Annotated in this window: 9 protein-coding genes and 1 pseudogene; 4 read left to right on the plus strand and 6 right to left on the minus strand. The window is 72.4% G+C overall.

The genetic code is table 11. The features are described from left to right. Position 1 precedes the first annotated feature (1 nt). The 4 genes and pseudogenes from ACIBI5_RS45930 to ACIBI5_RS45945 form a co-directional block, all read right to left on the minus strand. Positions 2–1,342 (minus strand): alpha-L-fucosidase, encoded by a 1,341-nt coding sequence (locus tag ACIBI5_RS45930; RefSeq protein ID WP_397256835.1) that lies wholly within the window; start codon positions 1,340–1,342, stop codon positions 2–4. Between the two features lie 11 nt (positions 1,343–1,353). Next, positions 1,354–2,187 (minus strand): carbohydrate ABC transporter permease, encoded by an 834-nt coding sequence (locus tag ACIBI5_RS45935; RefSeq protein ID WP_397256837.1) that lies wholly within the window; start codon positions 2,185–2,187, stop codon positions 1,354–1,356. Further along, positions 2,177–3,013, minus strand: a complete 837-nt coding sequence (locus ACIBI5_RS45940; RefSeq protein WP_379617868.1) for a carbohydrate ABC transporter permease — start codon at positions 3,011–3,013, stop codon at positions 2,177–2,179. Before ACIBI5_RS45940 ends, ACIBI5_RS45935 begins: the two co-directional genes overlap by 11 nt. Before the next feature lie 290 nt (positions 3,014–3,303). After that, positions 3,304–4,356: pseudogene (locus ACIBI5_RS45945) on the minus strand (ABC transporter substrate-binding protein); the annotation flags it as partial. Between ACIBI5_RS45945 and ACIBI5_RS45950 the strand changes: the two are divergent. Continuing rightward, a complete protein-coding gene (locus ACIBI5_RS45950) occupies positions 4,356–5,471 on the plus strand; it encodes an ROK family protein (RefSeq protein WP_397256839.1) in 1,116 nt (371 codons plus the stop codon). The pseudogene ACIBI5_RS45945 and the gene ACIBI5_RS45950 overlap by 1 nt on opposite strands. 44 nt (positions 5,472–5,515) lie before the next feature. On the opposite strand, the gene ACIBI5_RS45955 is transcribed toward ACIBI5_RS45950, so the two are convergent. Then, entirely contained in the window at positions 5,516–5,920 is a 405-nt protein-coding gene (locus tag ACIBI5_RS45955) for a hypothetical protein (protein ID WP_397256841.1), read from the minus strand. Positions 5,921–6,257: 337 nt separating this feature from the next. Between ACIBI5_RS45955 and ACIBI5_RS45960 the strand changes: the two genes are divergently transcribed. Genes ACIBI5_RS45960 through ACIBI5_RS45970 form a run of 3 tightly spaced genes read left to right on the plus strand, consistent with a single transcriptional unit; the run spans position 6,258 to position 11,238 of the window. Then, positions 6,258–9,869, plus strand: a complete 3,612-nt coding sequence (locus ACIBI5_RS45960) for a hypothetical protein (protein WP_397257045.1) — start codon at positions 6,258–6,260, stop codon at positions 9,867–9,869. A gap of 11 nt (positions 9,870–9,880) precedes the next feature. Further along, positions 9,881–10,696, plus strand: a complete 816-nt coding sequence (locus ACIBI5_RS45965; RefSeq protein ID WP_397256843.1) for a PIG-L family deacetylase — start codon at positions 9,881–9,883, stop codon at positions 10,694–10,696. Beyond that, positions 10,696–11,238: an RNA 2'-phosphotransferase gene (locus tag ACIBI5_RS45970; RefSeq protein WP_397256845.1), complete on the plus strand. Its 543-nt coding sequence runs from the start codon at positions 10,696–10,698 to the stop codon at positions 11,236–11,238. Before ACIBI5_RS45965 ends, ACIBI5_RS45970 begins: the two co-directional genes overlap by 1 nt. 151 nt (positions 11,239–11,389) lie before the next feature. Here ACIBI5_RS45970 and ACIBI5_RS45975 read toward each other — a convergent pair whose 3' ends face one another. After that, on the minus strand, positions 11,390–12,205 hold the full coding sequence (locus ACIBI5_RS45975) for a sugar nucleotide-binding protein (RefSeq protein WP_397256847.1): 816 nt from the start codon (positions 12,203–12,205) through the stop codon (positions 11,390–11,392). Positions 12,206–12,218 lie beyond the last annotated feature (13 nt).

Consider the following 12,218-nt stretch of genomic DNA (forward strand, 5'->3'; position numbering starts at 1 on the left):
GTCAGGGCGCCCGCACGGTGAGAACGGCCGCCGGCAACCCCCGCAAACCCCCAGGGATCTCGATATTTCCGGATGAGTCCACCTTGACCGGCCCCTCCCCCCACGACCCCGTGGCCCGCGCCGTCTCCACCAGGTCCCCGGCCAGGGTGAGCACCCCGGCCCCCGGGTCCAGGACGATCACGTTGAGCGTGCCATCGGGCCGCAGCGTGTAGCGCACCGGCTGACCGGCCGGTTCGGCGTGCCGTACCCAAGGACGGGTGCCGTAGACCGCGGCCCCGAAGACCCGAAGCCACTCCCCCAGGAACCGCAGCCGCTCCACCTGATCCCCCGGCAGCGACCCGTCGGCGTGCGGCCCGATGTTGAGCAGCAGGTTGCCGTTCTTGGAGACGGTGTCGGCCAGCAGGTGCACGAGTTCCTCGCGCCCGAGCAGGTGCCGCTCGTCCTCGGCCCGGTTGTAGCCGAACGACTGGCCCAGCCCGCGCGTCGCCTCCCACACCCACGGCGAGGTGCGCGACTCCGACTGGTACTCGCGCGTGCGGTAGCCGAGGTGCGCCACCCCCCACCGGTCGTTGACCACGCCGTCGGGCACGCGCGCGTAGTAGCGCTCGAAAAGCTCGCTCAGCCCGTACGGCCCGCCCGCCTTGGCCGAGTCAGGCCAGTCGATGTCGTTCCACAGCAGGTCGGGGGCGTGCCGCTCGACCAGCTCCGCCACCTGCTCGAAGGAGTGGCGGGCGAAGGCCTCGTCGTTGCGCCGCAGCGTGAACAGGTCGGTGAGCGAGCGGATCGGCGGGAAGTGGGAGACGTGCCAGTCGAGCGCGCCGGAGTAGTAGAAGCCGAGCCGCAGCCCGGCGGCCCTGGCCTGCTCGGCCATGGCGGCCATGAGGTCGCGGCGCGGGCCGCGGCGGGCGCTGTTGAACGGGGTGGTGGCGGTGTCCCACAGGCAGAAGCCGTCGTGGTGCTTGGCCGTGGGCACGACGTAGCGGGCGCCGCACTCGGCGAACAGGCGCATCCATCCGGCCGGGTCGAACGCCTCCGTGGTCCAGACGTCGGCGAGGTCCTCGTAGGAGACGCCCACGCCGTACCTGCGCTCGTGGAAGTCCTGCGCGGGCGAGCCGGGGATGCGGACGGTGTTGGCGTACCACTCGGCGTACTGGTGGTGGCTGTATTCGAGTTCCGCCGGCACGTTCTGCCCCGGCAGCCGGGGGCTGGCCCATCCGGGCACCGAATACAGGCCCCAGTGGACGAACACCCCGAACTTGGCGTCCCTGAACCACGCGGGAACCTCCCGCGACGGGTAGGTGACGCCCAGGTCGGGCCCGACACGGCGGTCGAACTGCAGCAAGACCGATCCTTTCAGCGGCCGGCCAGGCCGGCGGTGGCGATGCCCTTGACCAGGTGCTTCTGCAGGGCGATGAGCAGCAGCAGGGTCGGCAGGATGGAGACGATGGAGGCGGCCATGACCAGGTGCCACTGGTTGCCGTTCTGCCCGAAGAACAGCTGCAGGCCGAGCGGGACCGTGCCCCGCGCGCTCACGTCGTTGATCATGATGAGCGGCCAGAGGAAGCTGTTCCAGTAGTTGATGAAGGTGAAGACGGCGAGCACGCCGAGCGCCGGCCGGGCCATCGGCAGCATGATCTGGGTGAAGATGCGGAGCTCTCCGGCGCTGTCGATGCGGGCGGCCTCCTGCATCTCGCGCGGCACCGAGCGGAAGAACTGGCGCAGCAGGAACGTGCCGAACGCGGTGAACGCCCACGGGAAGATCAGCGCCTGGTAGGTGTCCACCCAGCCGAGCGACTGCATGAGGATGAACATGGGCACGACCAGCACTTCCTGCGGCACCATCAGCGTGGCAAGGAAGATCAGGAAGACGCCGTCGCGCCCGCGCCAGCGCAGCGCGGCGAAGGCGTAGGCCGACAGCGCCGAGGCGGTCAGCACCACGAGCGTGCCGACGCCGGCGACCAGCACCCCGTTGAGGATGTAGCGCTGGAAGGGCACGTAGGTGAAGACGTCGGCGAAGTTCTGCCAGCGGATCGAGGAGCCCACGAGCGAGCCGGGGTCGGAGAAGGTCTCCCCGGCCGGCTTCAGCGCGGTGGCGACCGCGAAGATCAGCGGGTAGAGGAAGGCCAGCGTGACCGCGGCCAGCAGGGCGTGCGAGACGGCGCTCTTCAGGGGGCTCTTAACTCTCATAGTGCACCCACCGCTTCTGGCCGAGGAACTGCACGAACGTGACGGCCAGGATGATCGCGAACAGCACCCACGCCGCCGCGGCGGCCAGGCCCAGGTCACGCGACTGGAAGCCGGCCTGGTAGACGTTCATGACGAGGGTCTCGGTGGCGTTGCCGGGACCGCCGGCCGTGAGGATGTACGGCTGCGTGAACACCTGCAGCGCGGTGATCACCGTCATCGTGGTGGCGAAGAACAGCGCGGGCGAGATCAGCGGCAGCTGCACGCTCACCAGGCGGCGCAGGCCGGTGGCTCCGTCCAGCGAGGCCGCCTCCAGCACCGGCTTGGGCATCTCGTTGATCGCCGCCGAGAACACGATCATGTTGTAGCCGAAGCCCTGCCACACGCTCATCGCGACCACCGACAGCAGCGCCGTACGGCCGTCGGCCAGCAGGTTCGGCTCGGTCCCGACGAGCTGGAAGAGCAGCTTGAAGATGACCGCGTTGGCCACCATCGGGGTGATCGCCGGGATGAAGAACAGCACCCGCCACAGGTTCTGCCAGCGCGAGTTGCTGATCCAGAAGGCCAGGCCGAGCGCGAGGAGGATGTTCAGCGGCACGTACAGGCCGGTGAAGACGAACGTGTTCCGCAACGCGGCCAGGAAGTCGGGGTCCTCGCCGAACAGGTAGCGGAAGTTGTCGAGCCCGATGAACTCGCTGCCGCCCAGCATCGGCCAGTCGAAGAAGCTCATGACCACGGCCATGCCGACGGGGAACAGCGTGAACAGCCCGAGGCCGAGCACGCTCGGGGTGGCGAACCCGAGCGCGCTCCACGTCTCCCGTGTCCTCACTGGCCGCGCGCTCCCTGCTGCTGGATGGTGGCCAGGGCGTCCTTGGGCGCCTGGGCCCCGGTGTAGACCTGCAGGAAGTACTGGGCCATGAGCTTGTTGACGTTGTCCCAGTTCTTGGTGGTGAACAGCGGGGTGCCGCCGGCCAGGCCCTCCCTGACCGCGCCCATGGCGGCCTTGACGTCGGCGGCCTTGCCGGCGTCCTGCTTGACCAGGAACTCCTCGTAGCCGGCCTGCTGCTCGGTGCGGGAGGGGAAGCCGCGCCCGACACCGGCGAGGTAGGCCTGGGCGTCCTTGCCGGTCAGCGTCTCGACCGCCTTGATCGCCTCGGCCTTGTAGGGGCAGCTCTTGGCCACGCCGAAGCCGGAGCCGGCGACATAGGTCTTGGAGCCGCCCGGCCCGGCGGGCAGCGGCGCGAGGCCGACGGCGAACTTGGCGTCCTTGATGTGGGAGCCGAGGTTCCAGGAGCCGTCCACGGCCATCATCGCGTTGCCGTTGACGAACTGCGTCTCGCCCCAGCCGCCTTCGGCCGAGGAGGCGGGCACGCTGCCGGCCTTGCTCTTGGCCAGGCCCGCGTACCAGGTGAGGGCGTCGGCCATCGGCTGGCTGTCCAGCTGCAGCTTGACGTCCTGGGTGACCGGCGCGGCCCCGTTGTAGGACAACAGCAGCGACAGCGTGTGCAGGTCGGAGAACGACATGCCGAACCCGGCCATGCCGCCGCTCGACAGGGTCTTCGCGGCCTTCTCGAAGTCGGCGACCGTCCAGCCCGCCTTCGGCTCGGGCAGCCCGGCCTTCGCGAAGGCGTCCTTGTTGTAGTAGACGAGCATCGAGGCCAGGTCGTACGGCAGGGCGAGCTGCTTGCCGCCCATCTTGAGCGCCTCCAGCGAGGCCGGCGCGAACCCTTCGGGAGCGGTCAGCGGCTCCATGAGGTCGGCGTAGGCGCCGAGGCGCAGGCTCTGCATGGAGACGATGCACGCCTGCTTGCCGGCGGCGAACTCCGTCTGGAGCTTGGTGAAGTAGTCGTTGAACGGCGCGGTGCGCAGCGCGATCTTGACCTTGGGGTTCTGCTGCGTGACGAGCTTGGCGAGGTGGTCCAGCTGGGCCTTCTCGTCCTCGCTGCCCGCCCACATCTCCCAGTCGAGGGTGATCGTGCCGTCGTCCTGCTTGGCGCCGCCCGCCGTACCAGATGCACCGCCACCGCCACAGGCGGTGGCTCCGAGGACGAGCGCGAGCCCCGCTGCCAGAAAGCCCTTCATGTGTGGTTTCCTTAATTTCGGCGACGAAATTATTATGGTCGTGGACCCTAGGCTTGGTCGGCCGAGGACGTCAAGGGGCAGGAGGAACATTGCGCGAAGATCTGGTCAGGGCGGAGATCCTGGCCATGCTCGGGCGGGAGCCGCTCAACCGCTCGGAGATCGCGGCCCGCCTTGGGCTCGGTGCGGCCACCGTCACCGAGCACACGCGGAGGCTCATCGACCTAGGCTACCTGCGAGAACTCGCTCCCCAGGTGAGCGGGCGCGGCCGGCCCCGGGTGCCGCTGGAGGTGCTGCCGGACGCCGCGTACACGCTCGGGCTGCGCGTGCACCACACCCACGTGGTGGGCGTGCTCATGCGGCTCAACGGCAGCGAGGTGCGCCGCTTCACCCAGCCCTTCGACCCGCGCCACGAGCCCGTGGAGCAGCTGGCCAAGATGTGCCTGGAGGTGCTCGGCGAGCCGGGCATGGGCGAGCGCGTACGCGGCGTCGGGCTCGCCGTGCCCGGCGTGATCGACCCCGCCAAGGGCGTGGTACGGCTCTCGCCCCACCTCGGCTGGTCGGACCTGGCGCTGCGCCCCCGCCTGGCCGAGCTGCTGCCGGTGCCCGTACTGATCGACAACGACACGCGCGCCAGCACCACGGCGGAACTGCTGTTCGGCACCGGGCGCGACCACGACGACTTCCTCGTGCTGGCCGTCGGCGGCGGCGTCGGCATGGGCATCGTGCTCGGCCGGCGGGTGCACCGGGGACCGGACGGCGTGGCCGGGGAGTTCGGGCACGTGCCCGTCGACCCGTTCGGCCCGCCGTGCGTGTGCGGGCGGCGCGGCTGCGTGGAGACCTACGCCGCGGACTACGCGCTGGCCGCGCGGGCGCTGGAGCGGGGGCTGACCTCACGGGCGGTGGCCGTGGACGAGCTGCACGCGCTCGCGCTGGCCGACACGCCCGGCATCCGCGACCTGATGGCCGAGGCGGGATCCACGCTGGGCAGGGCGGCGGCCGGGATAGTGAACGTGCTGGCGGTGCGGGCCCTCACGGTCATCGGTGAGAGCCATGTGCTGTGGCCCTATCTGGAGCCGGGGTTCCGCCCCGCGGTGGAGGGCGGAGTCCTGTCGGGCCTGGAGATCTCGGTGCGGCCGTGGGACGACAGCGCGCACGCCATCGGCGCGGCCTGCCTGGTGCTCGCCGCCACGGTCGGCGCCCGCTGACCGCGCGGGGGCGGGGCCCCTCCTGGAACCCCGCCCCCTGGCCGCTAGATCCAGAGCGTGCCGGTGTCGTCCGTGCCGGCGTCCGTGCGCACGAAACCCACGTAGCCACCGGAGCCGGTGGGCACGTTGTACCAGCGGTATCCCTTGAGCTCACCGGGGTTGATGGAGAAACCGCCCTCGTCCTGGTGGTTTCCATCGGGTCCCGTGTACGACAGGCCGTGCACCCACTGGCGGCCGACCCCGTCCCTGCGGTCGTACCAGACGGTGATCCACCGCTCCCCGGCATTGATGTCGATGCACACCAGGCTCGGGCCCCAGCCGATGTTGTCGCACTTCGTGGGCAGGGCGGCGGCCGACACCTCGGCCGCGCGGACGGGGGCCGCCTGGGCCGGGGCGGCGAGCCCCAGCAGCGCGGCGAAGGCGACGAGTGCCACCGCGAGTCTCTTCATGATCGTTTCCCCTCGTTTTCCGGATTCGGTGTTCCGGCTTTCGCGGACGCCTCCCTGTATAGGAGTAAAGGGCTTGTTCGGTCTCACACGCTGGACACCGAACATCAACCGCTGAACAATGAATGCCGCTGGCCCATCGACAAGGGGGGCGACGATACCTCGCCAGGAGCGTCCGCTGGGCCCGGCTGACGATGGGTTATCGCGGTTCGCGGCGGATCTGCGGAAACTCAGGGAAAAGGCCGGGACGCCGTCGTACCGGGAACTCGCCGGACGCGCGCATTATTCGGCCAGCACCCTTTCTGAGGCCGCCGGGGGCCGTAAACTTCCGAGTTTGTCGGTGACGCTGGCTTATGTCGCCTCGTGTGGCGGGGACCTCCAGGAATGGCAGGCCCGATGGCATGGGCTGGCCGACGAGCTGACCCCGCAGGAGCCGGCCGACGAGGCGGCGGCGCCGTACCTCGGACTGGCCGCCTTCAGGCAGCAGGACGCCGAGCGCTTCCACGGCCGGGAGCGGCTCGTGGAGCGGGTGCGGACGATGGTGTCGGAGCGGCGGTTCGTCGCGGTGCTCGGGGCGTCCGGATCGGGCAAGTCGTCGCTGCTGCGCGCCGGACTGCTGCCCGCGCTCGCCGGGCGGCCCGCGCTGGTGCTGACCCCGGGCGCCCATCCGCTGCGCGAGTGCGCGACCGGGCTGGGCGCGATGCTCGGCGTCGCGCCCGGCGATCCGCACAAGGACCTGGGCGAACGGCCCGCCGGCCTCGGCCTGCTGACCCGGCAGGTCGTGGCCAAGGAGGGCTCGGAGCAGGACTTCGTGCTGGTCGCCGACCAGTTCGAAGAGGTGTTCACCCTGTGCCAGGATCCCGCGGAGCGTGCCGCCTTCATCGCGGCGCTGGTGGCCGCGGCGGGCGATCCCGGCAACCGCACCCGCGTGGTCATCGGCGTGCGCACCGACTTCTACCATCATTGCGCCCAGCACCCCAGCCTGGCCGAGGTGCTGCAGGACGCGCAGGTCCTGGTCGGCCCCATGACGGCGGAAGAGCTCCACCGGGCGATCACGCAACCGGCCGTCGACCTGGGCTACCGGGTCGAGACCGCGCTGGTCTCCCGGCTGGTCGCCGACGCCACCGGCCAGGCGGGCGTGCTGCCGCTGCTGTCCCACACGCTGCTGGAGACCTGGCGGCGCCGGCGCGGCAACACCGTCAGCCTGACCGGGTACGAGGCCACCGGCGGCATCGAACGCGCCGTCGCCCAGAGCTCGGAGGCCGTCTACAACGCGCTCGGCCCTGACGGGCAGGCGCTGGTCCGGCAGATCTTCCTCCGGCTCACCGCGCTCGGCGAGGGCACCGAGGACACCAGACGCCGCATCTCGCGCGGCGAGCTCGACCACCCGAAGGCCGCCGAGGTGCTCGAAGCGCTGGCCCGCGCCCGGCTCGTCACCCTGCACGGCGACGCCGTCGAGATCGCGCACGAAGCGCTGATCAAGTCGTGGCCCCGCCTGCGCGCCTGGCTCACCGAGGACCGCGACGGCCTGCGCGTCCACCGCCAGATCACCGAGGCGGCCGAGGCGTGGGAGGAGGAGTCCAGGGACCACGCCGCGCTGCACCGCGGCACCCGCCTGGCCGTCGCCCTGGAATGGGCCGCCGCGCACCGTCCGCTCCTGTCGCCGGGAGAACGCGACTTCCTGGCCGTCAGCGCCACCGCGGCGGCCGAGGACCAGGCCGCGGCGCGGCGACGGGCCCGGCGCCTGCGGCGGCTCACGGCGCTGCTGGCCGTACTGGTGATGCTGACCACGGCCACCACGATCTACGCCGTCCGCTCCGAGCAGGCCGCCACGCGCCAGCGCGACCTCGCCCTGTCGCAGAAGGTCGCCGCAGCGGCCGACCGGCTCCGCCAGACGGACCCGGCGCTGTCCGCGCAGCTCAGCCTGGCCGCCTACCGCCTGTCGCCCACCGAGGACGCGCGCAACAGCCTGCTGCGCGTCTTCGCCACCCCGTACGCCACCCGCCTCACCGGCCACAGCGACCGGGTCAACTCGGTCGCGGTGAGCCCGGACGGCCGCAGCCTGATCAGCGCGAGCCGCGACCGGACCGCGCAGCTCTGGGACATCACCCACCCGCACCGGCCGCGCCGGCTGGCCGTGCTGACCGGACACCGCGGCAACGTCAACGCCGCCGCCTTCAGCCCCGACGGCCGGCTGGCCGCCACGGCGAGCTGGGACCACACGGTACGCCTGTGGAACCTCGCCGATCCCGGGCGGGCGCCGGCCGTCCTGCCGCACGACGCCAACGTGAACGCGGTCGCCTTCAGCCCCGACGGCCGGCTCCTGGCCACGGCGGGCGACGACCGCGTCGCCCGGGTGTGGGACGTCGCCGGGCCGCGGGTCGCGGCGAGCCTGCGGGGTCACGGCGCCGCCGTCGTGTCGGTGGCATTCAGCCCGGACGGGCGCACGCTGGCCACCGGCAGCTTCGACCGCACCGCCCGGCTGTGGGATCTGGCCGACCCCGGCCGGCCGCCTTCCTCCCTGCGCGGGCACACCGGGCCCGTGGCCTGGGTGGCGTACCGGCCGGACGGGCGCCTGCTCGCCACGGCGGGCAACGACGGCGACGTCCGCCTCTGGCAGGTCGACGGGACTCGCGCACGGGCGCGGGCGCGGGCCGGCGACCACCAGGAGATCGTGCGCTCGGTCGCCTTCAGCGCCGACGGCCGCACGCTCGTCAGCGCCGGGCACGACGACACCGTGCGCCTGACCGACGTCACCGACCCGGACGAGCCCCGGGCCCTGACCGCGTTCACCGGCCACACCGGCAACGCGGTCTCGGCCGTGTTCGCCCCCGGCGGGCGCACGCTGGCCTCGGCCAGCGACGACTACACCGTCCGGCTCTGGGACCTGCCCCATCCCGCGCTGACCGGGCACACCGGCGGCGTCCACTGGCTGGCCTTCAGCCCCGACGGCCGCACGCTCGCGACGGTCGGCGAGGACCGCGCGCTGCGCCTGTGGGACGTCTCCGAGCCCGGCCGCACCCGGCAGCGCGCCGTCCTGACCGGCCACGACGCCGCCGTCTGGGCGGTGACGTTCAGCCCCGGCGGCGCCGTCGCCGCCACCGCCGCCTACGATCGCACCGTCCGGCTCTGGGACGTCGCCGCCGCCCGCCCCGGCCCCCTCGCGACGCTCACCGGCCACACCGCCAACGTCAACGCCGTCGCCTTCTCCCCCGACGGCACCACCCTGGCCAGCGCGAGCCTCGACACCACCGTGCGGTTCACGGACGTACGCGACCCCCGCCGCCCCCGCCGCGCGGGCGCCTTCACGGCCGACGCGGAAGGCGTCAACACACTCGCCTTCAGCCCCGACGGCCGCATCCTGGCCACCGCCGGCTGGGACCACGACGCCCGGCTGTGGAACGTCACCGACCTGAGCCGCCCCATCCCCCTGTCCACGCTGACCGGCCACGCCGACGGCATCAACTCCCTCGCCTACAGCCCCGACGGCCGCACGCTCGCCACGGCGAGCTTCGACCGCACCGCGCGCCTCTGGGACGTCGCCGACCCCGCGCACGCCCGCGCGCTGGCCACCCTCGGCGGTCACACCGGCAGCGTCTCCATGGTCGCCTTCAGCCCGGACGGCCGCACGCTCGCCACCTCGGGCAACGACCGCTCGCTGCGCCTGTGGGATCTCGCCGACCGCCGCCGTCCCGTGGAGACGGCCTCGCTGGGCGCGCACGCCGACGGAGTCTCCTCCGTCGCGTTCGGCCCCGACGGGCACACCCTGGCGACCGGCAGTCACGACCGCACGGCGCTGCTCTGGGAGACCGGCACGGTACGGCTGGCCGCCCGGTTGTGCGAAGCCGCCTTCCCCCGGATCACCACGGCGGAATGGGCGGTGCACTTCCCCGGCCTGCCGTACCGGCCGCCGTGTGAGACCGGCGCGGGATTTGTCGGGCTTGCCGAGTAGGCTCCACCCTCATGGACCAACTGACGCTGATGGCCGTACACGCCCACCCCGACGACGAGGTCCTGAGCACCGGCGGCATCCTCGCCCGCTATGCCGACGAGGGCATCCGCACCGTCCTCGTGACCTGCACCAACGGTGAGCAGGGCGACGGCGTGGGCGGGGTGAAGCCGGGCCAGGACGGCCACGACGCCGCCGCCGTGGCCCAGCAGCGGCTGGCCGAGCTGCGCGAGTCGGCCGGGCACCTGGGCATCACCCACGTCGAGCTGCTCGGTTACCAGGACTCCGGCATGGACGGCTGGGACGCCAACCATGACGCCTCCTCCTTCGCCAACGTGCCGGTCGAGGAGGCCGCGGCCAAGCTGAGCGCGCTGATCGAGCGGTACCGCCCGCAGGTCGTCGTCACCTACGACGAGAACGGCGGCTACGGCCACCCCGACCACATCCAGGCCCACCGCGTCGCGGTCGCCGCGGCGAAGAGCACCGGCATCCCGGCGAAGTTCTACTACACCGCCATCCCCCGCGCGCGGATGCGCGCGATGTTCGAGCAGATGAAGGCGGCCGGCGTCGACTTCGGCGAGGACTTCGACCCCGACGCCGACTTCGGCACCCCCGACGAGCTCATCACCTCCGTCGTGGACGCCTCCGCGGTGGTGGAGCGCAAGCTGAAGGCGCTGCGCGCGCACGCCAGCCAGGGCGACAGCATCTTCGTCCTGCAGATGCCCGACGAGGCGCAGAGGATGGCCTTCTCCCACGAGGCCTTCATCCGCGTCAGCTCCACGGTCGAGGCCCCCGACCACGAGGACGACCTGTTCGCCGGGCTGCGCTGATGGACGAGCGGCGGCTGGTGCGCGTCTCGAAGTACCTGTCCAAGCACCTGCGGCACGAGCCCGGCCGGATCGGCCTGGAGCTCGACCCCCACGGCTGGACAGATATCGGCACGTTCCTGGCCGCCGCCGCGGCCCACAACTTCCCGATCACCAGGCAGGAGCTCGACGAGGCCGTCGCCCAGAACGACAAGCGCCGCTTCACCGTCGAGGACGGCCGCATCCGCGCCAACCAGGGCCACTCGATCCCCGTCGACCTGGACCTGCCCGTCGCGACGCCGCCCGAGGTCCTGTTCCACGGCACGGTGGCCCGGGTGCTGCCGGCCATCAGGGCCGAGGGCCTGCGCCCCATGAACCGCCACCACGTGCACCTCTCCCCCGACCGCGAGACCGCCCGGCGCGTGGGCGCCCGCCGCGGCCGGCCGGTCGTCCTCGCCGTGGACGCCGCCACCATGCACGCCTCCGGTCATGACTTCCACCTGACCGCCAACGGCGTCTGGCTCGCCACGACCGTGCCGCCGGCCTACATCCGCTTCCCGGACTGACCCGGCGAAGGGCGGATCAGCGTCCGCGCGCGTCGTCGCCGTGCCGATCGGCCGGGCGACGGTCCGCCTCACCTGCTACGCCTGCTCCTCGGAAGGGGGGGACGGCTGAAAGACCTCGGCAGGCCGATCGAGGGGGTCGGCGGTTTCGGAGTCAGCTCAGGAACTCGCGGGCACCGCGCAGCCGGGTGCGCAGCCGCGCCTGCGTGACGCGGCAGTCCAGCCGCACGTCGAGCGGCCCGCCCAGGTCCGTGGCGGCACGGCTGCCGGTCGGCAGGCGGTCCGGATCGAGCCCGTCCCGCCGCGCGACCAGGCATCCCAGCTCGTAGCGGCTCACGGCGTCCGCACCGGCGACATGGTGAACCCCCGCCGCGTCGTGGCCCGTGAGCTCCAGCAGCGCCGCGGCGAGATCGCCGACGTGCACGGGGCAGCGCACGTCGTCGGTGAACAACACGCCCTCCCGCCCCGCCGCCAGCGCGTGTACGAACGCCTCGTGCGACGAACCACCGTCCCCGATGATCAGGGACGTCCGCACGATCGCCGCCGAGGGGACCATCGCCCGCACGGCCACCTCCGCCGCCGCCTTCGCCGCCCCGTACGGGCTGATCGGGTCGGGAACGCACGTCTCCGCGTAGACGACCGCCCGACCGGAGAAGACGGCATCGCTGGACACATGGACCAGACGCGCGCCACTCCCGGCCACCGCGCCGGCCACATGAGCGGCGCCCACCGCCGTCGTCACCCAGTCCGCCGGCCGGTAGGCCGCGTTGACCACCACGTCAGGACCGAACGCGGCGATCCGGCCGGCGACGGCGGCGCGGTCACGTAGGTCGAGCCGCAACCACTCGGCTCCCCCGCCCTGGCCGGGCCGGGTCAGATAGGTGGCGGCCACCTGATGCCCGCCGGCCACGGCCCGCCGCGCGAGCTGACCGCCGAGCAAGCCACTGCCGCCGACGATGACGATTCTCATGGCCGACCACCGT

Source organism: Nonomuraea sp. NPDC050540 (assembly GCF_044457485.1).
Taxonomy (GTDB): domain Bacteria; phylum Actinomycetota; class Actinomycetes; order Streptosporangiales; family Streptosporangiaceae; genus Nonomuraea.